The organism is Kordia aestuariivivens, from assembly GCF_014397005.1.
In the GTDB taxonomy this organism is placed as follows: Bacteria; Bacteroidota; Bacteroidia; order Flavobacteriales; family Flavobacteriaceae; genus Kordia; species Kordia aestuariivivens.
Genome location: NZ_JACGWS010000010.1, coordinates 12,122 through 36,165, shown reverse-complemented (window position 1 = coordinate 36,165; position 24,044 = coordinate 12,122). Strand labels below are relative to the sequence as shown.

29 protein-coding genes are annotated in these 24,044 nt (G+C 34.3%); 9 read left to right on the top strand and 20 right to left on the bottom strand.

Features of this window, described 5'->3' with window-relative positions:
- Window positions 1-55: 55 nt before the first annotated feature.
- From H2O64_RS15810 to H2O64_RS15760, 11 genes are all read right to left on the bottom strand, one after another.
- Window positions 56-1,120 (bottom strand): M20 family metallo-hydrolase, encoded by a 1,065-nt coding sequence (locus H2O64_RS15810; protein WP_187563184.1) that lies wholly within the window; start codon window positions 1,118-1,120, stop codon window positions 56-58.
- A complete protein-coding gene (gene argB / locus H2O64_RS15805) occupies window positions 1,117-1,893 on the bottom strand; it encodes an acetylglutamate kinase (RefSeq protein ID WP_187563183.1) in 777 nt (258 codons plus the stop codon). Before argB ends, H2O64_RS15810 begins: the two co-directional genes overlap by 4 nt.
- On the bottom strand, window positions 1,893-2,831 hold the full coding sequence (locus H2O64_RS15800) for an N-acetylornithine carbamoyltransferase (protein WP_187563182.1): 939 nt from the start codon (window positions 2,829-2,831) through the stop codon (window positions 1,893-1,895). Before H2O64_RS15800 ends, argB begins: the two co-directional genes overlap by 1 nt.
- A 179-nt stretch (window positions 2,832-3,010) precedes the next feature.
- The gene (locus tag H2O64_RS15795; RefSeq protein ID WP_187563181.1) at window positions 3,011-4,138 is read right to left on the bottom strand and encodes an aspartate aminotransferase family protein; all 1,128 of its coding nucleotides are present in this window, start codon (window positions 4,136-4,138) and stop codon (window positions 3,011-3,013) included.
- A 12-nt stretch (window positions 4,139-4,150) separates the two neighbouring features.
- Window positions 4,151-5,128 (bottom strand): N-acetyl-gamma-glutamyl-phosphate reductase, encoded by a 978-nt coding sequence (argC, locus tag H2O64_RS15790; RefSeq protein ID WP_187563180.1) that lies wholly within the window; start codon window positions 5,126-5,128, stop codon window positions 4,151-4,153.
- Window positions 5,125-6,321: an argininosuccinate synthase gene (locus H2O64_RS15785; protein ID WP_187563179.1), complete on the bottom strand. Its 1,197-nt coding sequence runs from the start codon at window positions 6,319-6,321 to the stop codon at window positions 5,125-5,127. The genes argC and H2O64_RS15785 overlap by 4 nt, the downstream gene beginning before the upstream one ends.
- Window positions 6,318-6,935: a GNAT family N-acetyltransferase gene (locus tag H2O64_RS15780; protein ID WP_187563178.1), complete on the bottom strand. Its 618-nt coding sequence runs from the start codon at window positions 6,933-6,935 to the stop codon at window positions 6,318-6,320. The genes H2O64_RS15785 and H2O64_RS15780 overlap by 4 nt, the downstream gene beginning before the upstream one ends.
- A 404-nt stretch (window positions 6,936-7,339) precedes the next feature.
- Entirely contained in the window at window positions 7,340-7,531 is a 192-nt protein-coding gene (locus H2O64_RS15775; RefSeq protein ID WP_187563177.1) for a hypothetical protein, read from the bottom strand.
- Between the two features lie 9 nt (window positions 7,532-7,540).
- Window positions 7,541-8,419 (bottom strand): peptide chain release factor N(5)-glutamine methyltransferase, encoded by an 879-nt coding sequence (gene prmC, locus H2O64_RS15770; protein ID WP_187563176.1) that lies wholly within the window; start codon window positions 8,417-8,419, stop codon window positions 7,541-7,543.
- 310 nt (window positions 8,420-8,729) lie between these two features.
- The gene (locus H2O64_RS15765) at window positions 8,730-9,206 is read right to left on the bottom strand and encodes a GNAT family N-acetyltransferase (protein ID WP_187563175.1); all 477 of its coding nucleotides are present in this window, start codon (window positions 9,204-9,206) and stop codon (window positions 8,730-8,732) included.
- Entirely contained in the window at window positions 9,206-9,781 is a 576-nt protein-coding gene (locus H2O64_RS15760) for a pentapeptide repeat-containing protein (RefSeq protein ID WP_187563174.1), read from the bottom strand. The genes H2O64_RS15765 and H2O64_RS15760 overlap by 1 nt, the downstream gene beginning before the upstream one ends.
- A 250-nt stretch (window positions 9,782-10,031) precedes the next feature.
- Here H2O64_RS15760 and H2O64_RS15755 point away from each other — a divergent pair, with 250 nt between their 5' ends.
- From H2O64_RS15755 to H2O64_RS15735, 5 genes are all read left to right on the top strand, one after another.
- Window positions 10,032-10,493, top strand: coding sequence for a hypothetical protein (locus tag H2O64_RS15755; protein ID WP_187563173.1), 462 nt, complete (start codon window positions 10,032-10,034; stop codon window positions 10,491-10,493).
- Window positions 10,490-11,539 (top strand): bifunctional diaminohydroxyphosphoribosylaminopyrimidine deaminase/5-amino-6-(5-phosphoribosylamino)uracil reductase RibD, encoded by a 1,050-nt coding sequence (gene ribD / locus H2O64_RS15750; RefSeq protein ID WP_317173840.1) that lies wholly within the window; start codon window positions 10,490-10,492, stop codon window positions 11,537-11,539. Before H2O64_RS15755 ends, ribD begins: the two co-directional genes overlap by 4 nt.
- Complete coding sequence (locus tag H2O64_RS15745) at window positions 11,532-12,146, top strand: HAD-IA family hydrolase (protein WP_187563171.1); 615 nt, start codon at window positions 11,532-11,534, stop codon at window positions 12,144-12,146. The genes ribD and H2O64_RS15745 overlap by 8 nt, the downstream gene beginning before the upstream one ends.
- Entirely contained in the window at window positions 12,143-13,012 is an 870-nt protein-coding gene (locus tag H2O64_RS15740) for an EamA family transporter (RefSeq protein ID WP_187563170.1), read from the top strand. The genes H2O64_RS15745 and H2O64_RS15740 overlap by 4 nt, the downstream gene beginning before the upstream one ends.
- A gap of 184 nt (window positions 13,013-13,196) precedes the next feature.
- The gene (locus tag H2O64_RS15735; protein ID WP_187563169.1) at window positions 13,197-13,811 is read left to right on the top strand and encodes an IMPACT family protein; all 615 of its coding nucleotides are present in this window, start codon (window positions 13,197-13,199) and stop codon (window positions 13,809-13,811) included.
- A 26-nt stretch (window positions 13,812-13,837) separates the two neighbouring features.
- Here H2O64_RS15735 and H2O64_RS15730 read toward each other — a convergent pair whose 3' ends face one another.
- From H2O64_RS15730 to H2O64_RS15705, 6 genes are all read right to left on the bottom strand, one after another.
- The gene (locus H2O64_RS15730; RefSeq protein ID WP_187563168.1) at window positions 13,838-14,197 is read right to left on the bottom strand and encodes a hypothetical protein; all 360 of its coding nucleotides are present in this window, start codon (window positions 14,195-14,197) and stop codon (window positions 13,838-13,840) included.
- A gap of 98 nt (window positions 14,198-14,295) precedes the next feature.
- Window positions 14,296-14,841, bottom strand: coding sequence for a hypothetical protein (locus tag H2O64_RS15725; RefSeq protein WP_187563167.1), 546 nt, complete (start codon window positions 14,839-14,841; stop codon window positions 14,296-14,298).
- On the bottom strand, window positions 14,834-15,301 hold the full coding sequence (locus tag H2O64_RS15720; protein ID WP_187563166.1) for an N-acetyltransferase: 468 nt from the start codon (window positions 15,299-15,301) through the stop codon (window positions 14,834-14,836). The genes H2O64_RS15725 and H2O64_RS15720 overlap by 8 nt, the downstream gene beginning before the upstream one ends.
- A 134-nt stretch (window positions 15,302-15,435) precedes the next feature.
- Entirely contained in the window at window positions 15,436-16,242 is an 807-nt protein-coding gene (locus H2O64_RS15715; RefSeq protein WP_187563165.1) for a hypothetical protein, read from the bottom strand.
- A complete protein-coding gene (locus H2O64_RS15710; RefSeq protein ID WP_187563164.1) occupies window positions 16,242-16,733 on the bottom strand; it encodes a glycine-rich domain-containing protein in 492 nt (163 codons plus the stop codon). The genes H2O64_RS15715 and H2O64_RS15710 overlap by 1 nt, the downstream gene beginning before the upstream one ends.
- A gap of 30 nt (window positions 16,734-16,763) precedes the next feature.
- Window positions 16,764-17,171, bottom strand: a complete 408-nt coding sequence (locus H2O64_RS15705) for an acyl-CoA thioesterase (protein ID WP_187563163.1) — start codon at window positions 17,169-17,171, stop codon at window positions 16,764-16,766.
- A 203-nt stretch (window positions 17,172-17,374) separates the two neighbouring features.
- Here H2O64_RS15705 and dnaA point away from each other — a divergent pair, with 203 nt between their 5' ends.
- The 4 genes from dnaA to H2O64_RS15685 all read left to right on the top strand — a co-directional run bounded on the left by dnaA (window position 17,375) and on the right by H2O64_RS15685 (window position 21,464).
- Complete coding sequence (dnaA, locus tag H2O64_RS15700; RefSeq protein ID WP_187563162.1) at window positions 17,375-18,802, top strand: chromosomal replication initiator protein DnaA; 1,428 nt, start codon at window positions 17,375-17,377, stop codon at window positions 18,800-18,802.
- Window positions 18,803-18,811: 9 nt separating this feature from the next.
- Complete coding sequence (locus H2O64_RS15695) at window positions 18,812-19,273, top strand: low molecular weight protein-tyrosine-phosphatase (RefSeq protein ID WP_187563161.1); 462 nt, start codon at window positions 18,812-18,814, stop codon at window positions 19,271-19,273.
- Between the two features lie 61 nt (window positions 19,274-19,334).
- Window positions 19,335-20,723, top strand: coding sequence for a PQQ-dependent sugar dehydrogenase (locus H2O64_RS15690; RefSeq protein WP_187563160.1), 1,389 nt, complete (start codon window positions 19,335-19,337; stop codon window positions 20,721-20,723).
- Window positions 20,724-20,750: 27 nt separating this feature from the next.
- Window positions 20,751-21,464 carry an SAM-dependent methyltransferase gene (locus H2O64_RS15685; RefSeq protein WP_187563159.1) on the top strand — a complete coding sequence of 238 codons (714 nt, stop codon included), beginning with the start codon at window positions 20,751-20,753 and terminating at the stop codon, window positions 21,462-21,464.
- 346 nt (window positions 21,465-21,810) lie between these two features.
- Here H2O64_RS15685 and H2O64_RS15680 read toward each other — a convergent pair whose 3' ends face one another.
- The 3 genes from H2O64_RS15680 to H2O64_RS15670 form a co-directional block, all read right to left on the bottom strand.
- The gene (locus tag H2O64_RS15680) at window positions 21,811-22,452 is read right to left on the bottom strand and encodes a hypothetical protein (protein ID WP_187563158.1); all 642 of its coding nucleotides are present in this window, start codon (window positions 22,450-22,452) and stop codon (window positions 21,811-21,813) included.
- Between the two features lie 109 nt (window positions 22,453-22,561).
- Window positions 22,562-23,470, bottom strand: a complete 909-nt coding sequence (locus tag H2O64_RS15675; RefSeq protein WP_187563157.1) for a DUF2279 domain-containing protein — start codon at window positions 23,468-23,470, stop codon at window positions 22,562-22,564.
- A gap of 3 nt (window positions 23,471-23,473) precedes the next feature.
- Window positions 23,474-24,043 (bottom strand): endolytic transglycosylase MltG, encoded by a 570-nt coding sequence (locus tag H2O64_RS15670; RefSeq protein ID WP_187563156.1) that lies wholly within the window; start codon window positions 24,041-24,043, stop codon window positions 23,474-23,476.
- Between the last annotated feature and the right edge of the window lies 1 nt (window position 24,044).

Sequence of the window (24,044 nt, the reverse complement as noted above, 5' to 3'; positions counted from 1 at the left end):
GAATCTATTTTTATTTAGTTCATTTTGTCATTCCTGTGAAGGCAGGAATCCATCATCATAGTACGTTATTTAATAATTTAATATAAATCTGAACGCCTTCTTCAATCTCGCGCAAATAAATAAACTCATCCGCTGTATGCGAACGCGTACTGTCGCCAGGACCTAATTTTAAGGATGGACACGACAATACTGCCTGATCTGATAAAGTTGGAGAGCCATAGGTTTTTCTTCCCAAAGTAATTCCCGCTTGTACTAATGGATGTTCCATTGGAATGGAAGACGAATTCAGTTTTAAACTTCTTGGAATGATACGTTCACAAGGTGCTTCTTTTTGAAGAATAGCAACAATTTCCTGATTAGAATACGCATCATTCACACGAACATCCACTACTAATTTTACGTCCGCTGGAACGGCATTGTGTTGTTTTCCAGCGTTAATTTGTGTTACCGTCATTTTTACATCGCCCAAAACAGCAGATGTTTTTTCAAATCGGTAATCTTGAAACCATTTTAAAACGTCAATCGTGTTGTAAATAGCGTTATCCGTATTTGGATGTGCTGCGTGACTTGGCGTGCCTTTTACAATTGCATCAAAGACTAACAATCCTTTTTCGGCGACTGCCAATTGCATTAACGTTGGTTCGCCTACAATGGCTACGTCAATTTTTGGAATGACAGACAGCATACTATTCAAGCCGTTTTCGCCGCTACTTTCTTCTTCTGCGGAAGCGACAATCACCAAATTATATTTTAAATCTTTCTGTTTGTAGAAATATGCAAACGTAGCAAGTAATGACACCAAACAACCGCCAGCATCATTACTTCCCAATCCGTATAATTTTCCATCTTCCACAATGGCTTTAAAAGGATCTTTTGTATATCCATTGTTAGGTTTTACGGTATCATGATGCGAATTTAATAGCAATGTCGGTTTGTTTTCATCATAAAATAAATTCGTCGCCCAAATATTGTTTTGTGTTCTTTTAAAATGAATTTCATAGTGTTGAAACCAATTTTCTATAAGTTTGGCAGTATCCTGTTCTTCTGAGGAAAACGATGGTGTTTCAATCAGATTCTTGAGCAATGCAATTGCCGTAGTTGTTAATTCTTGCGTGTTCATTGTTGAATGGTTGTGTGTTTTATATTTTTTTGAAAAAGCATCGTTGGTTGTCCAATACATACTTTTTGTACTTGATGTTGCAGTGCGTAAAAACAATTGTTGAGTTTGGGCAACATGCCATCTGCAATAATTCCTTCATTTAGTAAGGTTTGATAGGTTTCAGTAGTAATGTTTTCAATGACCGAATCATCATCTTGAATGTTTCTCAATACGCCATTTTTTTCAAAACAGTAATACAATTCTGTTTTAAAATCGTTCGCGAAAGCAACTGCCAATTCGGAAGCAATGGTGTCTGCGTTTGTATTTAATAATTGTCCGTTTTCATCGTGTGTAATGGCGCAAAAAACTGGCGTAATCTTATTTTCAAGCAAGACTTTCAAAATAGTTGTGTTTACCTTTTTTACATCACCTACAAATCCATAATCGATTTCTTGAATTGGACGCTTTACAGAAACGATACTATTTCCGTCAGCTCCTGAAAAACCTAAGGAATTGCAATTATTTGCTTGTAATTTTGCAACAATCATTTTATTGATCTTTCCAGCGTACATCATGGTAATAATGTCCAAGGTTTTTGCATCCGTAATTCGTCTTCCTTCATTCATTTGAACGTCAATGTGCATTTCCTTTGCTAATTTAGTCGCTGATTTTCCACCACCATGAACTAATAATTTTGGTGAAGCTAGTTTTGCAAAACCTTCTAGAAATTTATGCAAAGCCACTTCATCATCAATGATATTCCCTCCTATTTTTATGATTTTTAGTGTTTTCATCAGTATAAATTTTCTAAAATTTTCTTCAATACAATTTGTGCTGCGAATGTTCGATTATTTGCTTGTTGAATCACGACAGAGTTTGAACTATCCAAAACTGCGTCAGTTACCACAACATTTCGTCGTACAGGCAAACAATGCATGAATTTTGCTGTTTTCAGTTTCTCTTGTGTCATCATCCAATTGGAATCTTGATTTAAAATCTTGCCATACTCGGAATAGCTACTCCAATTTTTCGCATACACAAAATCAGCACCTTCTAACGCTTCATTTTGATCGTACAGAATTGGTGTATCTAACGTAATTGCTGGATTCAATTCATATCCTTTCGGATGTGTGATGTAGAAATCAACATCAATATGTTGCATCATTTTTACAAACGAATTGGCGACTGCTTGTGGCAACGCTTTTGGATGTGGTGCCCACGACAAAACCACTTTAGGTTTTTTTGTTTTTTTCAATTCTTCAATAGTAATCGCATCTGCCAACGCTTGCAACGGATGCATGGTTGCGCTTTCCATGTTTATGATAGGAACTGTGGCATGTTTCACAAAACTATTCAGAATCCATTCCGAAGCATCTTTTTCTTTGTCTACCAAACTTGGAAATGCGCGTACTGCAATGATATCCGCGTATTGCGAAATCACTTGCGCCGCTTCTTTGATATGTTCGGTAGTATTGAAATTCATGATACTTCCATCTTCAAATTCTAAATTCCAAGCATCATTCACATTTAAAATCATGACCTGCATTCCAAGATTTTTTGCTGCTTTTTCAGTACTCAATCGCGTACGCAAACTCGCATTGAAGAATAACATAATCAAGGTTTTATGTGTTCCTAAATGTTCATAAGCGAAAGGATTTTCTTTGAGTTGAATCGCTTCTTGAATGATTTCGGGAAACGATTCAATATCATCTATGTTGGTGTACTTTTTCATAGTTATTTCCCACGAAAGTGGGAATCTTTTTTAATTAAACTTTTTTAGCTGATAAAAATTAATTCGTTATTTATAAATAGAATAATTTTCATCTCTTGTTCATTTTTTCTTGTTCTCTATTGCATCTCGACTGCGCTCGATGTGACACACTCAAACCGATAGATAAAATCAAGACTTCTTCATTTTAATGCTTCTTTCAACGCATCAAAAAACAAATCGAGATGCTTTTTAGCGACTGTTAATGGTGGAAGAATTCTAATCAGATTCGGATTTTTAGCACTTCCAGTGAATATGTGATGCTTGTGAATGAGCTTTTTTCGCAATTCAGCAACTGGGAAATCAAATTCCAATCCAAGCATTAAACCGCGACCTTTTACTTTTTTAACTTCAGGTATTTCGCTTGCTTTTTCTATGAAATATGCTGAAATCTCAGTTGCATTCTGAATTAAGTTTTCTTCCTCTATGACTTCTAATACCGCCAAAGAAGCACTACACGCCAAATGATTTCCGCCAAACGTAGTTCCAAGCAAACCAAAAGATGCTTTGATGGATGGATGAATCAGAATTCCGCCAATAGGAAATCCGTTGCCCATTCCTTTTGCCATGGAAATAATATCTGGCGTAATATGATGTTTTTGAAAGGAAAAGAAATCGCCCGTTCTCCCAAAACCCGATTGCACCTCATCAGCAATTAGCACGGTATTGTAGGTTTTACAAAGTATGGCAAGTCCTTGGTAAAATTCAGTCGTACTTTCGTCCAATCCGCCAACTCCTTGAATACATTCGATAATCACAGCGCAGGTTTTATTTTGTTTTAGAATGGTTTCTACGGCTTCCAAATCGCCCAATGACACAAAGTTTACTTTTTGTTGCGCGTTTAATGGTGAAACGATTTTAGCATTATCTGTAGCGGCTACTGCGGCAGAAGTTCGACCGTGAAAAGAATTTTTGAACGCCAATATTTCTGCTTTATGTGTATGGAATGATGCAAGTTTTAATGCATTTTCATTGGCTTCTGCGCCAGAATTACACAAAAACAATTGATATCCTTTACTGCCAGATAAACTTGTTAATTTGTCTGCTAATTGTGTTTGTAACGGATTTTGAATCGCATTGCTATAAAATCCTAATTTTTTAACTTGATTAGATATTGCAGCTACATACTTTGGATGCGAATGTCCTATAGAAATCACAGCGTGGCCGCCATAAAGATCCAAATATTTCGTGTTATTTTCATCATACACATACACATCTTTTGCAAAAGTGGGTGTAATGTCGAATAGTGGATATACATTAAATAAACTCATGATTTTTCGGTTTTAAAAAAAGTTAGCTTTTAATTGTAATCCTTCGGTTTCTTCAAAATCAAACATCAGATTCATATTCTGAATTGCCTGGCCCGAAGCGCCTTTTAAAAGATTGTCTATGATACTCGTAATTAATAATTTATCTCCGTGTTTGTGAAGATGTAGCAAGCATTTGTTGGTGTTTACCACTTGTTTTAAATGTATGTTTTCGTCACTCACAAAAGTGAATTTCGCATCGGCATAAAAATCTTTGTAGAGTTTGATGGCTTCTTCTAAATTTCCTTCAAATTTTGTATACGCTGTGGCGAAAATTCCTCTGCTAAAGTTTCCCCTATTTGGCATGAAATTAATTTCTGAAGTGAAACCTTCTTGCAATTGCGTTACCGTTTGATGAATTTCTCCTAAATGCTGATGTGTAAAAGGTTTGTAATGCGAAAAATTATTGTCTCTCCACGTAAAATGTGTCGTTTTTGACAAGGAAGTTCCTGCGCCAGTTGCGCCTGTGACTGCATTTATATGCACATCAGTTGCTAATAATCCATGTTGTGCTAAAGGCAACATAGCGAGTTGAATCGCGGTAGCAAAACAACCTGGATTGGCGATGTTTTGTGCTTTTTTGATCGCATCTTTTTGTAATTCAGGCAAACCGTATATAAAAGTTTTATCTTCAAATAGTGCATCTTTTTGCAATCTAAAATCATTGCTTAGATCAATAATTTTTGTGTTTTCTGAAAAAGTATTTTCTGCTAAGAATTTTTTAGAATTCCCATGCCCCAAACACAAAAACAATACGTCAACTGTTGTATCAATTGTATTTGTAAATAACATTTCTGTCGTTCCAACTAAATCTTGATGTACACTACTAATTTTGTTGCCAGCATTTGAAGTGCTATACACAAAATTGATTTCTACTTTCGGATGATATAGTAAGATTCTTAGTAATTCTCCCGCCGTATATCCTGCGCCGCCAATTATTCCTGCTTGTATCATGCTTCTGAGTTTACTTGTTGGTAAATTTTGTTTTGATTTCCGATAATTTTGATAAATCCTTTTGCTTCATCAGCTGTCCAACCTGAGTTCATTTCGCCATAGCTGCCAAATTTTGCATTCATTAAATCGTGTTTTGAATGAATTCCGTCAAGTGTAAAATGATACGGTTTCAAGGTGATAAAAACATCGCCCGAAACTTTTGCCTGACTATTTTGTAGAAAAGCTTCCATGTCTCGCATGACAGGATCTAAATATTGACCTTCATGCAAATGCATTCCATAAAAGTTTGACAAATATTCTTTGTGTTGCAGTTGCCATTTCGTCAATGTATGTTTCTCTAATAAATGATGTGCTTTTATCGTAATGATTGCCGCAGCCGCTTCAAAACCAACTCTTCCCTTAATTCCAACAATCGTATCGCCCACATGAATGTCTCTTCCGATTGCGTATGCAGCAGCGAGATTATTTAAGATTTCAATGTTTATTTCAGGTGTGTTTTGTTGTTGATTGATCGCGATTAATTCTCCTTTCAGAAAAGTCAATTGTACTTTTTCTTCGCCTTCTTTTTGCAATTGAGAAGGATATGCTTCTTCGGGCAATGCTTTTTCAGAAGTTAAGGTTTCTTCACCGCCAACACTTGTTCCCCAAAGTCCTTTGTTGACAGAGTATTTTGATTTTTCCCAAGAAGCATCCACATTATTTGCTTTTAAATAATCGATTTCTTCTTGACGCGCTAATTTTTGATCTCGTATCGGTGTGATGATTTCAATTTCTGGTGCTAATGTTTGAAAAATCATATCAAAACGCACCTGATCATTTCCTGCGCCCGTACTTCCATGCGCAATATAGTTGGCATTGATACTTTTCGCATATTCAATGATTTCAATGGCTTGTACAATACGTTCTGCACTTACAGATAAAGGATACGTGTTATTTTTTAAGACGTTTCCGAAAATCAAATATTTGACAACTTTTTGATAGAACGTAGTCACTGCGTCAATATTTTTATAGGTTGAAACGCCCATTTTATAAGCATTCGTTTCTATATCTTTGATTTCATTTGGCGAGAAACCACCTGTATTTACACTTACCGCATGTACTTCAAAGTGTTTGTCTTTGGTTAAATGTACCGCGCAATACGAAGTATCTAATCCGCCACTGTAGGCAAGTACTAATTTTTTTGAAGTCTTCATTTTTTATCTTTTTTTAAAAACAAGGCTTGTTTAATGTTTTTCAATCTGTTGAAAACCTGTTCTTTTATTTTTACTTTTTTAGTCACATCACTTGTTTTTGGATCGTATAACATGCCTGTACACAAACACATTTTTTGTTCTGTACGTTTCAATACATCAAAGTTTTTGCAGGTTTGACAGCCACTCCAAAAGGATTGATCGTCTGTGAGTTCAGAAAATGTAACAGGTTTATATCCAAGATCGCTATTGAGTTTCATCACAGCTAATCCGGTGGTGATACTAAATACTTTCGCGTTGGGAAACTTAACTCTCGAATGTTCAAAAACCTTCTTCTTGATCATTTTCGCGATTCCTTTTCCTCTATAATCAGGATGAACAATAAGTCCAGAATTGGCAACAAATTTTCCATGACTCCATGCTTCTATATAGCAAAATCCAACAAATTTTTCTCCATCTAAAGCAATGACAGCATTGCCTTGTTCCATTTTGGAAATAATATATGCTGGTTTTCGTTTGGCAATTCCTGTTCCTCTTACTTGGGCAGCTTTTAAAATAGTTTCGCAAATAGTATCTGCATATATACTATGCGAATTGTTAGCTATAACAATTTCCATTGTGCTGATTTAAAATGATTAAACTTAAATGATATGATGTTTTGAAAATGAAGAACCGGACGCACCTAAGTTCAAAAATAGAAATGTACCCTTACGGGCGGCGCGGAAAAAAGCGGCGTGCAGGAATATTGTTATTCTGAGGAATAACGATATGTTGATAAGATGATATGAATGTTAAATGATACACAAAAAAGATAAATAAAATGAAACAATAGAGTTGAGCTAATTAGTAGAATTAGCGGCGGCGTTTGCGCAAGCGCAACATGGGTTTTCTATTGTATTTTTTATTTTGAGTATTCATTACTGTAAACATACAAATTATAATTGTACGTAAAACAATAAAATGCAGCTTCAGAGAATTTTTATGAATATCTCAAAAAAACGACTATGAAATTATGGATATCTTAGTTTTCGATGTTCATCTCGACTGCGCTCGATGTGACAAGTATGTTGGTATGTTGGTATGTTGGTATGTTGGTATGTTGGTATGTTGGTATGTTGGTATGTTGGTATGTTGGTATGTTGGTATGTTGGTATGTTGGTATGTTGGTATGTTGGTATGTTAAATTTAAACTTTTACATTTATAATGTAGCATTTAACATTTTTAATTTAGAATACACTTCGTCATTCGGTCTACGCCGAACATATCTTTGCGCAATTCGATGTTTTTAAATTGTTTCTTTTGTAGTAGATCGATCATTTCTTTGCCTAAATACTGATTGATTTCAAAGTATAATTTTCCAGATGGTTTTAAATGCGCTTTCGCGAGATTCGCTATTTTGTCGTAAAAAACGAGTGCATCATGATCGTCTACAAATAAGGCTGAATCTGGCTCGTATTCCAAAACATTCTTGTGCATGGCTTCTTTTTCCAAATTTCGCACATACGGCGGATTCGAAATAATAATGTCAAAAAGTATATTTTCTTCTTCAAACAAATTCAATTTTTCTAAAGTCAACACATTTGCTTGCACAAATTGAATTTCGACTTCGTTACTTTTTGCGTTTTCTTTCGCGACTTTCAAAGCGTTTTCAGAAATATCTAGCGCGGAAATTACAGCATTTGGTAGATTCTTTTTGAGTGCAATCGGAATGCAACCGCTTCCTGTTCCGATGTCTAGAATTTGAATTATTTTGTTGGGTAATTTTTCAACTTTGAGGTCATCCAACATCCATTGTACCAATTCTTCCGTTTCTGGTCGTGGAATCAAAGTGTGTTCATTTACTTTAAATTCCAATCCAAAAAAGTGAGTTTTTCCAAGAATATGTTGAATTGGTTTTTCGAGTTTTAATTCGCTTAACGCTGCAAATATTAGAGTTTCCTGCGTTTTTGTGATTACAATTTCAGGATCTATTGCCAATGAAAAACGTTCCAACCCAAAAAAGGCTTCCGTTAACATGAAGAAAAAGCTATTGACTTCATCTTTTCCGTAAATTTCATCCAATTCCTTGTGAAATATTTCTTGTATATCTTTTAGTTTCAAATTTTTATTTTAAATTTTTTATCAAAAAAACTATTTTTATTGTTCTTTTCTTTGCTTGTCCAAAGAAAATGAACCAAAAGAAATGACACTTTTATGAGGTATTTTTATTGCTTCTTCAGGAAGCAATAAAACCGTAATTCAAACACTAAATTTTCTCCAAGGTTTCAAAAATTTTTAACGTGTTTGTATTACTATACTGCATAAAAGATTTCTAAACTGATAAGCCTTTCAACTCTTAAACTTAAATTTGGGTTTTGGATAAAAAATCACAAATACTAATACCTAATACCTAATACCTAATACCTAAAAGTTACAACTCCTTCAACATCCATATATCGCAGGAATAATGACCTGTATTCCCTAAAGGCTTATCCAACTGTCTGAAACCAAACGATTCATAGATATGAATTGCTGCCTCAAATAATGGCGAAGATTCCAAATAACATTGATCGTAACCAAAATCTTTTGCAGCCTCTAAACATTTCGAAAATAGCAATTTTCCGTATCCTTTTCCTCTGGTTTTCGTCAAAAAATACATTTTCTGAAATTCACAAACATTGTCTGTATTGTCACGCAATAGCTTAATTCCTGCACCGCCAACAACTTCTCCATCAACTTCAATCACATAATATACTTCACGATCGCCTTGATATGCTTCAAACATGGCATCTGTTTCTGGATCTTCATACGCAGTTCCAACCATTGCCATGTTAAATTCTGGGAAAGCAGCTCTTATAAAAATTGCTACATCTTTGTTATCTTTTTGTTGTATTTCTCTAATAATCATTAGGATATAATTTTTATATCGTATTTTTTTAATAAACCGTGAATTTCTACACGTGAAAATGTTGCCTTTTTAAGTTGATTCAAACTTGGATCAATGGTGTAATTGTAAGCAGAACTAAAGTCTACTTTTGCCAAATTGGTTTCTTCAAAAATAGCTTGTTGCAAATCGCAATCATCAAAAACGGAGTTTTCTAAATCGGTTCCCGTAAAATCTACTTCTCGCAAATTAGACATTCGGAAGGTTGTTTGCTTAATTTTTAATTCGGCAAACGAAGCCAATTGCAACATACAGTCTTGAAACGTTGCCGAAAACATGAAATCATTACACTGACTAAAATCGATTCCTAATAATTTACAATTCACAAAATCAACTTCGGTAAATGATGTGCTTTTCACTTTTGCATTTGTCATATCGCAAGTATCAAACGTACATTCTAAAAACGACATTGTTGTCAAATAAACGCCTTCAAACTTGCAATCCAGAAACGTGCAATTGTCATATTCTCCTTTCGGAAAAGTTTGTTGTGTATAATCGATCTTTTTAAAAACTTGATCTTGGTAAAATTCTTGACTCATTTTTGTGTGCGCTTCAAATAGAATTTATGTAGTTTTGCGATGCTGTGAAGATACTAAATTTGGTTGTTTGTTGCTAGTTGTTTGTTGTTGGTTCAAGATCAATTATCATAAAAACGTCATTTCGAGTGATTTTTAAGAGAAACTATACAGCTAGAAAGTTTCTTATTTTCGATACATTTTCATTACATGAAAACACTCAAACTGACGAAATTTTCAGCATGATTCATTACAGAAAAAAGCAAATTATATTATGAAAAAACTTTTTATAATTCCAATCATCTTACTTTTCATAAATTGTAAAGTCAAAGAAAAACCATTATTCGTAAAGGTTGATAATGTTGTGGTTGAAGATGCAACTTTGGAAACCATCACGCTAACGGCAGATGCTTATTTTATGAATCAAAATGATGTTGGAGGAAGTTTAGAATGCAAAGGAATTGAAGTGTTTGTAAATGATGTTTCGGTTGCAAACGTGAGTTCTGAATCTTTTAAAGTTCCTGCAAAAGAAAATTTTACAATCCCGTTAAAAGTGATCATTCCCACAAAAGAAGTGTTTGAAAAAAATAAAAATGGTCTTTTGGGAGGCATTCTAAATAGTATTGTCAATCAAAAAATGAAAGTACAATACAAAGGAACAATTACTTATAGTACGTTTGGCTTTTCATACAATTATGAAGTTGACAAAACTGAAGATATAAAGATAAAATTATAGTGCAACATTCGCATGAAAAATATATGAAACGTTGTTTGCAATTGGCTGCAAACGGTTTGCAAGCTGCCATGCCGAATCCTTCGGTTGGCGCAGTCATTGTGCATAATAACGTGATTATTGGCGAAGGATATACAAGTGCATATGGTGGAGATCATGCCGAAGTAAACGCAATTCATTCCGTAAAAGACACCTCTTTATTGAAAGAAGCAACGATTTATGTTTCATTAGAACCATGTAGTCATTTTGGAAAAACACCGCCATGTAGCGATTTAATCATCAAACATCAAATTCCGAAAGTTGTTGTTGGAACTATTGATCCATTTGCAAAAGTGGCTGGAAAAGGCATCGAAAAGCTCAAAAACGCTGGTTGTGAAGTCGTTTTAGGTGTTTTAGAAGCTGAATGTATCGCATCCAATAAACGATTTTTCACGTTTCATCAATACAAACGTCCGTATATTATTCTGAAATGGGCGCAAACGCAAGATGGCTTTATTGATAAGATTCGACATGAAAATGATCCAGTTCAACCCAATTGGATTACAAATAAATTTTCGCGTCAGCTCGTTCATAAATGGCGAAGTGAAGAAGCTGCTATTTTAGTTGGAACAAATACTGCAATTACAGACAATCCAAAGTTAAATACACGCGATTGGCATGGCAACAATCCTGTGCGAATTGTGTTGGATAAATCTTTGCGAATTCCAGAAACGTATTCGTTATTCGATCAAACAATAAAAACAATTGTATTGACCGAGCAGCAAAGAGATAACAAAGAAAATATCATTTTTGAAGTTATAGATTTTTCTAAAAATATTGCAGAACAAATTTGTGAAGTTTTATACAAATACGAAGTACAATCGGTTATTATTGAAGGTGGAAAACAAACTTTGCAAACGTTTATTGATGCAAATCTTTGGGATGAAGCGCGCGTTTTCACAGGAAACGTTTCGTTTCAAGCTGGAATTGAAGCGCCAACTTTTACAGGAAAACTTCAATCTGAACAAACAATTTTAGACAATTCATTAGATATTTATACGAATGATTAAGAATTTAATTTTCGATTTTGGTGATATTTTCATCAACCTAGATAAACCTGCAACAGCGCGCGAATTGGAAAGATTAGGCATTACTGATTTTACGCCAGAAATGGTTGAGAAGAATCAAGCATACGAGAAAGGTTTGATGACAACGGAAGCGTTTGTTGATTTTTATCACAACCAATTCCCAAATACAACGAAGGCAAGTTTAATAGACGCTTGGAACGCTATTTTATTAGATTTTCCGAAATATCGGTTGGAGTTTATTCAGCAATTAGCCAAAGATAAAAAGTATCGTTTATTATTGTTGAGTAATACGAATGATTTGCATATTTCGTGGATTCAACACGATTGGGGAACAGAATTATACAACGAGTTTGCAGCTTGTTTTGAGCAATTTTACCTTTCGCATGAAATCAATCTCAGAAAACCTGATGCCAATATTTACGAATTTGTATTGCGTGAAAATGATTTGAAAGCTTCTGAAACTTTATTTATTGATGATACTGCCGAAAACACAGATTCCGCAGCGAACTTAGGAATTCATGTTTGGAATTTGATTCCGGGCGAAGAAGATGTTGTAGATTTGTTCACGCACAAAAAATCACTATTTTGATTTACCTCATCCTAAGTATTTTAATTTCGAGTTCGCTATTTGTCATCTTTAAACTGTTTGATACGTTTCAAGTGAACACGTTTCAAGCGATTGTTGTCAATTACGTTGTAGCATTTACTTGCGGATTTTTCTTTTACGGAAATGGAATCACAATTGTAGAAGTTACCCAGAAACCCTGGATGATTGGTGCCGTTTGCTTGGGAATTCTGTTTATTTCTATTTTTATTTTGATGGCACTCACAGCGCAACGCAATGGACTTTCCGTAGCTTCGGTTTCAAGTAAAATGTCGGTCGTTGTTCCTGTGATTTTTGCGGTGATTGTATACAATGAAAAGCTAAGTCTATTAAAAATTGCTGGAATTATTTTGGCGTTACTCGCTGTCTATTTAACCACAGTTAAAAAAGACGGTGCTTCGTTTGATCGTAAAAAATTACTCTTTCCTGTCTTGCTATTTATAGGTTCTGGCGTCATTGACACTTCCATAAAATACATGGAAACTACGTATGTTGCCGAAGGTGAAACGCCTATTTTTTCGGCAGCCATTTTTGCGTGTGCGGCAATTATTGGAATTATGGTGATCACCATTCGACGCGATTTTAAGATTACTGGAAAAACAATCCTTGGTGGAATTGCACTCGGAATCCCAAATTTCTATTCGATAGTTTTCTTGTTGAAAGCATTACGACCTGATCAATTGGGCGATAGTTCTACGGTTTTTCCGATTAATAATGTAGCGATTGTAATGTTATCCACTATTTTTGGAATCCTTATTTTTAAAGAAAAGCTCATCTTAAAAAACTGGATTGGAATTGGAATCGCGATTGTGAGTATTGCATTGATTACGATTTCGGCGCAACAGTTGTAATAGCTAATTTCGTTAGGAAATTTAAACGCACAGTTTTCTTTTATTTCGTAATGTCACATCGAGCGCAGTCGAGATGCTTTGGGCGAACAAAGAAACCGAAGATTCATGAGTTCATCTTTAAGAAAATAAAAAAGACACGAACTAAAAAGAAAATAAAAAACGATAAATCAGTAATTTATAAATATTGGAAACTAAAGACACCTACAAAACCATTGACATTCCTTCGGAAGAAGTACTATTTAAAGATCGAAATAGTAAGTTCTTTGGCTATGCGTTTCCGGTGTTTAATGAAGATGACGTAAAAGAAAAGTTGGAAGCTTTGAAAAAAAGTCATCATTCAGCGCGACATTTTTGTTATGCGTGGCAATTTGGTAAAACGGAGCCGTTTCGCTTTAGAGCCAATGATGATGGCGAACCTTCCAATAGTGCTGGAATGCCGATTTACGGACAGATTCAGTCTTTTGATGTTACGGATATATTAATTGTAGTCGTGCGCTATTTTGGCGGCACAAAATTGGGCGTTGGCGGATTGATTAATGCATATCGTACAGGCGCACAATTAGCGTTGGAAGCTTCAGAAATTTTGGAGAAAACCATCAATATTGATTATTTACTCGTTTTTGATTACAAAAACATGAACAAAGTCATGCGAGTGGTAAAAGAGCGAAACTTGAATATTATTGCTCAAAAACTAGAAATGGATTGTCGCATTACCATTTCGGTTCGTCAAAAAGACGCACAACAGATTTTTGAGTTGTTTCAAAATTTGTATGAGATTGCGATTAAAGAGCTTGAATAGTATATACTTATCACTTACAATTACGTTCAATCTAGTCGTATTTCGATTGTTTTTCGCTCAATATCAATTTCAATCCATTCTGTTTGAGATTCAAACTTAGGGATAGCTTCAGATACATCTGTTCCTTTCGCATATCTGCTTAATGCTCTCGTTCCGAAATGAATCGTTGCTTCGTACGCATCTTGTCCTGTTTTGCCTAGCCATGCCGTCACAACAATTTTTCGCTTATCATTCACATACTTCTTAACCAATTGATGATCTGTAGGATATAAATAAATTCCATCACACCAAAAGTTTTTCAACAAAGGATCTTCTGATTTGGAAAACTCTTCAGAAAGTCTCAAATCTAATTGCACCCAAAAAGTGTGAAGAAAAGACGTTTTCATATTTGGTGTTTTTTTCGTCATCTATTTTACTGTATAATTTAATCATCATTAACTTACTTGAATAAAATTCAATATAAAACACGAACAATCGCTACAAATTACTTTTCATATTTTGTAATAGGCTCACTTACAGACACAACATTTTCAAATTTTGATGTCCATTCTTTTTGCGTAGACATCATTTTGCACAACTTCTCATGAAAATACACTTGATACCAAATTTCCTTTTGAAAAGGACAAACATTTGCATAAATTTTCTCGGAATGAATCATCAATTTTAATAGGAACTCATCTTGTGGTTCTCTGTGATTATTGATCACCTGACTTAGTTTTGACGGAGTAATATCAAGATCCATTGCAAAAATACTTCGCTTCGAATAAATTGCATCTATATACGATTGCAAGAATTCTGAAAAATAGTTGTGAGGCTCATGAATAGGCTGTTTGATAAACGCTTCCATGTTTAGTTTTAACTGCATGAGTTTCGCACGAATAATATCATCTTTAGACACATTTTTCATGCGCGCCAAACGTGCTTCCATTAATGCAGTAGCTTCAGATTGAGATTCCTTTTTTGAAGTATATCGTGAATCTACACCAAACTCTGGATGGTTATTTGAATCTTTATTTTCCGCTCTAGTCATGGTCAAATCGATTTGTTAAATTTAGTATTTCGGGCACTTCGATGCTCAACGTCAATCCTGTTACTTGCATATTATACGTTTCTATATAATGTTTCGCTATTTCAGTTTTTGGTCGTAATGAAACACAGGCTAATTCGGCATACGCAGCAACTGCAATTTTTGCAGCATGCGCTATCAAGTTTCCTGCAATGTTATCAAATAGTTTGTGTTTTCCTTGATTTTCAACAGAAACCGTCAACAATCTAATATGAATTCTCCATTCGTCAGGAATTCGCTCTAAAGAGATCAATCCTAAGATTTCATTGGAACCAAAGATGCACAATTTATAGACTTCAAATTGTTTTTCTGCTTTCCAATCGAAAAAGTAACGTGCTTTTGTTAATTTCTGATAATCTGAATCATCAACAAGTTTTATTTCCACTGGATGTGAATTTCCTGTTGCAGTTTCGATAATTACCATAGCATGAAGATACGAAAATGTTTCCGGATTATGTAATATGAATTAAAAAAGTTTACAAAATTGTAAACTTTCAATAGTTAGCTCAGTATTATAATTTGCTTGAGGTTAAGAAAATTCAAATAGTAATTTCGATTTTAATCACAACCTCCACAGCCACCACAACTACTACAGCCACTATCACAAGATGAACAACTAGATGCATCAAATTCTGAATCGAAAGAGTCTATAGTGTCATAAAAAAAGGAATCAAGAGAATCTTCAAATAAATAACTATCTTCAAACAAATACCAACCGTCATCGTAATGATCAATATTTTCGTGTAATGCTTTATGTTGGTTTAAGAGTTCTTTATCTATTTTTTTAAGAAGGTCAAAATCTAAATTCCTTATTAAAAATATATTTCCGCCAATATTAACTAATAGTTCTAATGCTTTTTTCTGATCATTTTCTAATAAATCACCAATGTTTTCGTCAACTTCTTTTAAATATGCAGTTATTTCTTGTTTGACTTTTTCTCCTTCTTTAGTTAGTCTTACAAATCGAAATAAGTTTATAAAAAACGACTGATTAAAATAATGTTTTTGTGTTTCATTACTTTTTATACTTTCTCTATAATTCTTTTTTCCACCAGAAGCATCATATATAATTTTCACAAAATGCTTGAATAAGATTTGAATTAATTCTTCTTCAACAAAAGGACTCATAAAGATTAACTCATGATTTTTTGGTTTATATGAATTAAAATTTTTGCCAGATTCAACATAAGTGTATGTGCGAACTTGATCTCTAGGGTGTGGTTGTTTGTCTTCTTCAACTATTTTAATAACTTTTTTAAGGAGTAAATCCATAAAAGTAAATCTCAATAGGTTTTTTAGTTGAGCATCACCACATTCTTTTATAAGAATTGTTTCAGCTGGTGTTATTTTAGAGAGTAGCTTCATTATTTTTTTAATAGTAATTTAGGAATGATCCAGTTTTTGTGTCTATTTACACGTGTAAAATGAATTTCTTTAAATCTCGTATCAACATCAACCCAAATATCTTTTGGAGGTTGTTTCGAAAATATAGATTCATAAAACTCAAGAGTTTTCAAATATTGTTCTTTAAAAAGCGACTTTTCCTCTACTCCTTTTGTAGGTCCATGATGAATTGATTTTTGAATTGTGTTTTGACAAAAATCTATCCAATACGATTTTGTGTATAACAAGTGAAGATGCCAAACTTGATCAATTTGATCTGAAGGTGTTTGTGGAAAATCTGAAATTACTATCAGAAACAGAAATTTTTTGTATTCCAAAACTGCTCGCAAAGAATATTCTAATGACCAACCATTCTCTCTAGCAATTCTATCTGTAAAGGTAAAAGAAGAACTTATATCATCAATTTCAAAATTTCGAATTTTGTTCCATAATTTAGTTTGCGCTACTGTCATATAAATAATATGTATTCAAAATGTTACAAATTAGAAGTCAATCGTCGATAATTTTTCGATCAAATGCGCAGGACATTTCATTGGTCTGCCTGTCTTCATATTGATGAATGCCAAAACGGTGTTTCCTACTGTAATAATTTCCTTACTTTCGTTCAAAATTTCGTACTCAAATTCAATCTTAACAGACGGTAATTTTTTCAGTGTTGTTTTAATCGTCAGTACATCATCGTAATACGCAGATTTTTTATAATTTATAGTAATTGATATAACAGGGAGCATCACACCAGCTTCCTCCATTTGTTTATATGAAATTCCTAAGGCGCGCAACCACTCGGTTCGCCCCATTTCTATGAATTGTACATAGTTACCGTGATACACAACGCCCATTTGGTCGGTTTCGGCATATCGAATTCTTACTTTTATTTCGTGACTTCTCAAAGTATTTTATGTATATTTAGATATGTTAACTAATTGTAAAGAAATTGTAACTAGGCATGCGAAAAAAATTTAACAAATTCAATAGGCTACTAATTTTTTTTTCACTTTTTTTTTCACATATTTGTTCACGCAAAATAATAGGAGGAGAAAACCCCGAATTTTCTCTTTTTTTCTAACCTAACTAACAATTTTTAACAATAATAATGAGTGTAACTGCGCAATCAGTATGGGATAATTGTCTGTCTTTCATAAAGGACAACATTCAGCCACAAGCATATAAAACTTGGTTTGAGCCTATAAAGCCTGTAAAGTTAACGAATAAAGCGTTAAGCATTCAAGTCCCTAGTAAGTTTTTTTACGAATGGTTAGAAGAACATTACGTAAAGTTACTTAAAGTCGCTTTAGTTAAAGAGTTAGGAAATACAGCACGTTTAGTATATATCATTAAGATGGAAAATACGTATGGTAACAAAAAACCATTCACGGAAAAAATTCCAAGTGCAAATCGTAGCGGCGTGCGTGCACAAGAAATTGATGTGCCAATCAAAAACAAAAGTCCTGAACTGAAAAATCCGTTTATCATTCCTGGTATTAGAAATGTTAAAATTGAATCTCAGTTAAATCCAAATTATAATTTCGATAACTTCCTAGAAGGCGATTCTAACCGTTTGGCTAGATCTGCAGGAATGGCAGTTGCCAATAAACCTGGCGGAACGTCATTTAATCCACTATTAATTTTTGGTGGTGTTGGATTAGGGAAAACACACATTGCACACGCAATTGGTGTTGATATCAAAGATAAGTATCCTGAAAAAATGGTGTTGTACATTTCTGCTGAGAAATTTACACAACAATACATAGAATCTGTAAAGAAGAATACACGAAACGATTTTATACATTTTTATCAACTAATTGATGTATTAATTATTGATGATGTTCAGTTTTTCTCTGGAAAATCTGGAACACAAGATGTATTTTTCCACATATTCAATCACTTACACCAAAATGGAAAACAAGTAATTTTAACGTCAGACAAAGCACCTGTAGACATGCAAGATATTGAGCAACGCTTATTATCTCGTTTTAAATGGGGACTTTCTGCCGAATTACAAACTCCTGATTTTGAGACACGTGTATCAATCGTGAAAAACAAATTATATCGTGATGGTGTGGAAATGCCTAATGATATTGTGGAATATGTCGCGAAGCATATCAAATCGAATGTACGTGAATTAGAAGGTGCTATTATATCATTGATCGCACAATCATCTTTCAATAAAAAAGAAGTTACGATTGAATTGGCAAAACAAGTCGTTGAAAAGTTTGTAAAAAACACAAAACGCGAAGTTTCTATCGATTACATTCAAAAAGTAGTTTCCGATTATTTCCAGATGGATGTTTCTACCTTGCAATCAAAAACACGTAAGCGTCATATTGTACAAGCAAGACAGTTAGCAATGTTTTTTGCGAAGAAATTTACAAAAGCATCACTCGCAAGTATTGGTTCTCAAATTGGAAAACGTGATCACGCAACGGTTTTACACGCATGTAAAACGGTTGATAACTTATCCTCTACCGATAAGCAGTTCCGCAAATATGTGGAAGATTTGACAAAGAAACTTTCGTTATAATCACACTTCATGAAAACTAAAATTCTAATGGTTTGCTTAGGGAATATCTGTCGATCTCCTTTAGCAGAAGGCATTTTAGCTTCTAAACTCGATCCAACAAAATTTATGGTTGATTCTGCCGGAACCGCTGGTTATCATGTTGGTGAATTAGCAGATAGAAGATCGATTGCTACTGCCAAACAATATGGAATTGACATTACCTATCAACGCTCGCGAAAGTTCGTTAGAAGTGATTTTCAAACGTTTGAGTACATCTTTGCGATGGATCAATCCAATTACAACAACATTCTAAGTTTGGCAAAAACTGCCGAAGATCGCTCAAAAGTTCATTTGATGTTGAATCAAATTTCACCAAATTCAAACGCAGAAGTTCCCGATCCGTATTACGGCGGCGATCAAGGTTTTGAAAATGTATTTCAAATGTTAGATGAAGCGTGTAGCATTTTTGCAGCGAAACTTTCCAAATCATAAAAAGTAAAAGTGCTTTTCATTTTTTTGTATCTTGACTGAAAAAAAGCTAACCTACTCTACTATGAAACCAAGAAACTACATATTACTCGCTCTACTTTTCCCCATACTTTTATTTTCTCAAAGTGTCGATTTAGACGTATTTGCAACAGGATTTTCAAGACCTGTAGACATTAAACATGCTGGCGATTCCCGATTATTTATTGTGGAACAAGATGGTGTAATCAAAATTTTAAATGCGTCAGGAGTCACAAATCCAACAGCATTTTTAGATATTGATGCACGTGTTCGTTCCACCGCAAACGAACAAGGATTGCTAGGTTTGGCATTCGATCCAAATTACGCAACCAACAATCGATTTTATGTAAATTATATAAATCTTAGCGGAGATACGGTGATTGCACGATTTACAACTTCTGCAAATCCTGATGTTGCCGATGATACTTCCGAAGAAATTCTACTTACAGTTTCGCAACCGTATGACAATCACAATGGCGGCTCGCTAGCATTTGGCACTGACGGTTATTTATACATTGCTTTGGGCGATGGCGGAAGCGGCGGAGATCCACAAAATTATGCACAAAATTTACAATCACATTTAGGTAAAATTCTCCGAATTGATGTCAGTGGCGCAACTTCGTTTACAGTTCCTGCAACGAATCCATTTGTTGGAAATCCTGCTGGTTTGGACGAAATTTGGTCATACGGGCTTCGAAATCCTTGGAAAATGTCATTTGACAGCAATAATGGTGAATTATGGATTGGCGATGTTGGACAAAATAATAAAGAAGAAATTAATAATGTTCCTATCGTAAACGCTGGTTATAATTTTGGTTGGAGATGTTATGAAGGAAACAGCACGTTTAATACTTCTGGTTGCCCAGCAATGTCAACAATTACATTTCCTGTTGGTGAATATAATTACGGTGGAAATCCTTTTAAATGTTCTATTACTGGTGGTTATCGATATAGAGGTAATTTGTATCCAGATTTAGAAGGCGCGTACTTTTTTGCAGATTATTGCACCAACGAAGTTGGAACACTAAAGTTTTCAGGCGGTACATGGAATATGTTATTTCACGGACCTTTCACTGGAAATATCGCAACTTTCGGAGAAGATTCTAGCAAAGAATTATATGCTGCAGGTTTGACTAACGGAATTGTTTATAAAGTATTTGACCCAACTTTGGGCGTGGAAGAAAATTCACTTTCAAACCAATATCAACTCTACCCAAATCCTGCACAAAACTATTTTCAGATTAACAATCAAAATGCAGCTTCACAGATTAAAGAAGTCGTGATGTACTCGTTTAGCGGAAAACTAGTTTCAACGACATCTATTACAACTGAGAATCAAAAAATTATGACTGATCAATTAAGCAAAGGAATTTATATTGTGCAATTAATTTCAAATAATGACACTGTTTCCTATCATAAATTAGTCAAAAATTAGTTTTATTTGTAAACAAACTCCTTACCTATGCATGCAACCAACGGAATTTTATATTTAATTCCAACTACTTTAGGCGATAATGAACCATTAGAAGTGCTTCCATTATCAGTCAAAAAAATCATTGAAACTACGGATTATTATATTGTTGAGAATGAAAAAACGGCGCGACGCTTTATTAAAAAGATTACGCCAAAAAAGTCACAACCTTCGTTACAGTTGCATGTTTTAAATAAGTACACCAAAGATGAAGAATTGCCTGCGTTTTTAGAAGCCGCTTTTCAAGGAAAAAATGTTGGTTTAATTTCGGAAGCTGGTTGTCCTGGTGTTGCCGATCCAGGTTCGGAGATTGTAAAGATTGCACATCAACGAGGAATTAGAGTGGTTCCATTAGTAGGTCCATCTTCAATTTTAATGGCAATGATGGCTTCTGGTATGAACGGACAGAACTTCGCTTTCAACGGATATTTACCAATTGACAGTCATGAACGTAAAAAAGCGATCAAACAATTGGAAAAACGTGCTGGCGATTTGCAACAATCACAAGCTTTTATAGAAACTCCATACCGAAATGATAAATTATTAGCGGATTTAACTGCGACACTTTCTGGAAATACGCGTTTGTGTATTGCGTGTGATATTACGCTCAGTACAGAATACATTCGTACGTTAACGATTAATGAGTGGAAAAAGACTTCAGTGAATTTACATAAGCGACCGACGATGTTTATTATTGATAAATAGATATTAGACCGCTTCGCTGTTAGATGTTAGAGCGCTTCGCTTTTAGACTCGCTTTGCTCTTGGAATGTTGGTATCGCTTCGCTCTTAGTATTTTAGACGTGCTTCGCACTTTTGTTATTCGTTATTCGTTATTCAAAAAAAACACTTTTACATTTAAAATTCAATATTTAGCATTTACAATTTCATAAAGCATCTCAAAACGTCACTTCGAGTGGTTTTCGATAGAAAATTGTATCGAGAAGTATTTTAAAACTAGTTGTTTCTTGACTTCCTATTTAAAATTTAGAAATAAAAAAACCTCAGCATATTTCTATACTGAGGTCATCTTCTTAACTAAACTTTAGAGTTATGATACTCTAGCTTTTTTGTTGGCTTTTATAGAGGAAACATCGTACCCTGCGAATTTCTTCATGTAGTGTTTCACTGTTGTGCCATAAGCATCGGCAAATCCTTGCGATCCGCCACTTCTTAAATACTTCTTTACGCTTCCTGGTCCGGCTAAATGTGCTGCTGCCAGAATTCCTGATTCTGTAATCAACACACCGTTAATTCTTTTACCGACTGAGCGTTTAATGTCTTTTCTAAGAATCCACTTATTTCGTGATGCATTTGCTTCAAAGGCCTTTTCTTGTAATTTTGGATCGTGTAAGAATGCTTGCGGATTATAAATTCCGATCATTTCTAATGTTCCTTTTCCAAATTGATACTTTCCAAGATACCCTAAGGTGTTTACCACGAAGTAATTTCCTTGCGATTCTTTAAATGCTAAAGCTTCTTTGAAACCCAAATATTTATTTCCTGTATACGGAATTGGCGCTTCTTCTGTTTTAGCTTCACCTATTGGTAGCACTGTAACTAGCTTAGGTGATTTGTTATGTATTTCAATATTATTTTTAAGAACGTTGGTTTCTTTTTTTGAAGTGAAACCTAAACTTGCAAATGTTAAAACAGCTATTAAAATTAAAAATTTTATTGTGCTATTTCTCATAAAATTTGTTTTCTTTAAGACTTACTAACTCATAGAATTAAGCTTAAAATTTCAGCGTGCAAATATACACATTATTTTTTAATACAAGGATTATTATGTTAAAGTATTCTTAAAAGTAGATTGCATGGAACTTCATTTTCCCTAAACTATTGATTTCCAAAGTTGGAGCAGGAATTTTAATGAAGTTAATAACGCTAAACACGCTATTTAGAAACTTAGAATTTGTCTCTATTTTTGTTAAATCAATATCAATACTGAGGTAGAATTGTCGATATCGTTGCTGATTTGGTAAAATTTCGCGTTGGGTTTGCTCAGTTCCAGCAATTAAACCTTCCGCTCCATAGCCAAAAGCAACATTGAACCATTTCGGAATTTTGCTTTGTTTAAAGAACGAATGCACGTTTGCGCTAAGCCAATAGGTTTGCCCGTTATAGTCTTTTAAAACTTCTTCCAGAAAACCGTCTCCCAATTTATTTGGACGAATTTCTGCAAAGCGTGTTTGATGAAAAGAATACTTTAATTTGATGCGTTGTTCTTCCCATAATAATTCTTGCCCGACATATAAGCCAGTTCCTAAGCCGTTTGCGAGGATATCTCCAAAAGAAGCGCCCCATTCAGCAGAAAAACCATCCATGACTTCTACGGCGGTTAAAAAGCCAAATCCGACCGTTGCGCCATAAATGAGCTGATCTTTTTTAGATACACCGCTCCATTTCAACACTTTAGCGCCAATATCACCCACATAATATGAAGTGAACACGTGACCAGCTTTGTCCATTTGCAACCATTCGTTGTTATCATTTATAAAATGAAAAGAAGATCGTGGGAAATCTGCGTACCAAATTCTGTCCAAACCAACTAAAGTTACCGCAGCCAAAGATGTTTCTGTAATCGCTACAAAATTTCGTCGTGGTTTGTGTAAGGTGTCAGAAACTGTCCAAAAGCTTGGCGGCGTCAACTGTGCGCTTGCCACATTCACAAAACACAGTATAAAAAAAAGTTTTAAGAATAGTTTCATCAATTATTGCTTCTTTCTTTTTTCGTAGGTTTTAAATACAATAGTTCTGAATTCTTCTGCGGATGTATTCCAAGGAATTGTATACGTATGACCCAAATAAATTGAAGGCACAAGCATTGGATTGTATCCTTGCTTTTTCATGTATAAAGTGTCCGACAATTTTTCACGTAAATCACTTTCAGAAGCTTCAATTTGATCTGAAACTAACTTAACTATGTCTTTAAATTTTTTATGCTCCATGAATGTTGGTAGCTTCACAGTAACCATTTCGCCTTTACCTTGCAATACTTTTATAATATCATTACTATTCATTCCATTTCGAATGGTGTACTTTCCTCCTTTTACTGTATATCCAGTTTTCGCTGCCAAAGTTTTAAAAGCTTCTGTATCTGTTACTAAAGGATCAATTTCTTTTAGAACGAATAAAAAGTCTGCATCCGATGGAATATAAATGTATGCTTCTTCATTGTTAAACGCAGTAATTGGCTTGAAGATAGTTTGCGTAATGCTGTACATGATGTAAAAACCAATGACAACTCCTATAATTAGGATGGCAATCAATATTTTTTTCATG

Coding starts and splice junctions, on each gene's coding strand:
- H2O64_RS15695 (WP_187563161.1), top strand. CDS start 18,812: ATGAAAACTAAAATTCTAATGGTTTGCTTAGGGAATATCTGTCGATCT.
- H2O64_RS15670 (WP_187563156.1), bottom strand. CDS start 24,043: ATGAAAAAAATATTGATTGCCATCCTAATTATAGGAGTTGTCATTGGT.
- H2O64_RS15680 (WP_187563158.1), bottom strand. CDS start 22,452: ATGAGAAATAGCACAATAAAATTTTTAATTTTAATAGCTGTTTTAACA.
- H2O64_RS15765 (WP_187563175.1), bottom strand. CDS start 9,206: ATGATTATTAGAGAAATACAACAAAAAGATAACAAAGATGTAGCAATT.
- H2O64_RS15725 (WP_187563167.1), bottom strand. CDS start 14,841: ATGACTAGAGCGGAAAATAAAGATTCAAATAACCATCCAGAGTTTGGT.
- H2O64_RS15780 (WP_187563178.1), bottom strand. CDS start 6,935: ATGGAAATTGTTATAGCTAACAATTCGCATAGTATATATGCAGATACT.
- argB (WP_187563183.1), bottom strand. CDS start 1,893: ATGAAAACACTAAAAATCATAAAAATAGGAGGGAATATCATTGATGAT.
- H2O64_RS15730 (WP_187563168.1), bottom strand. CDS start 14,197: ATGAAAACGTCTTTTCTTCACACTTTTTGGGTGCAATTAGATTTGAGA.
- H2O64_RS15715 (WP_187563165.1), bottom strand. CDS start 16,242: ATGAAGCTACTCTCTAAAATAACACCAGCTGAAACAATTCTTATAAAA.
- H2O64_RS15810 (WP_187563184.1), bottom strand. CDS start 1,120: ATGAACACGCAAGAATTAACAACTACGGCAATTGCATTGCTCAAGAAT.
- H2O64_RS15685 (WP_187563159.1), top strand. CDS start 20,751: ATGCATGCAACCAACGGAATTTTATATTTAATTCCAACTACTTTAGGC.
- argC (WP_187563180.1), bottom strand. CDS start 5,128: ATGATACAAGCAGGAATAATTGGCGGCGCAGGATATACGGCGGGAGAA.
- H2O64_RS15755 (WP_187563173.1), top strand. CDS start 10,032: ATGAAAAAACTTTTTATAATTCCAATCATCTTACTTTTCATAAATTGT.
- H2O64_RS15675 (WP_187563157.1), bottom strand. CDS start 23,470: ATGAAACTATTCTTAAAACTTTTTTTTATACTGTGTTTTGTGAATGTG.
- H2O64_RS15720 (WP_187563166.1), bottom strand. CDS start 15,301: ATGGTAATTATCGAAACTGCAACAGGAAATTCACATCCAGTGGAAATA.
- H2O64_RS15795 (WP_187563181.1), bottom strand. CDS start 4,138: ATGAGTTTATTTAATGTATATCCACTATTCGACATTACACCCACTTTT.
- H2O64_RS15760 (WP_187563174.1), bottom strand. CDS start 9,781: ATGAGTCAAGAATTTTACCAAGATCAAGTTTTTAAAAAGATCGATTAT.
- H2O64_RS15785 (WP_187563179.1), bottom strand. CDS start 6,321: ATGAAGACTTCAAAAAAATTAGTACTTGCCTACAGTGGCGGATTAGAT.
- H2O64_RS15710 (WP_187563164.1), bottom strand. CDS start 16,733: ATGACAGTAGCGCAAACTAAATTATGGAACAAAATTCGAAATTTTGAA.
- H2O64_RS15800 (WP_187563182.1), bottom strand. CDS start 2,831: ATGAAAAAGTACACCAACATAGATGATATTGAATCGTTTCCCGAAATC.
- H2O64_RS15775 (WP_187563177.1), bottom strand. CDS start 7,531: ATGCTACATTATAAATGTAAAAGTTTAAATTTAACATACCAACATACC.
- H2O64_RS15745 (WP_187563171.1), top strand. CDS start 11,532: ATGATTAAGAATTTAATTTTCGATTTTGGTGATATTTTCATCAACCTA.
- H2O64_RS15690 (WP_187563160.1), top strand. CDS start 19,335: ATGAAACCAAGAAACTACATATTACTCGCTCTACTTTTCCCCATACTT.
- dnaA (WP_187563162.1), top strand. CDS start 17,375: ATGAGTGTAACTGCGCAATCAGTATGGGATAATTGTCTGTCTTTCATA.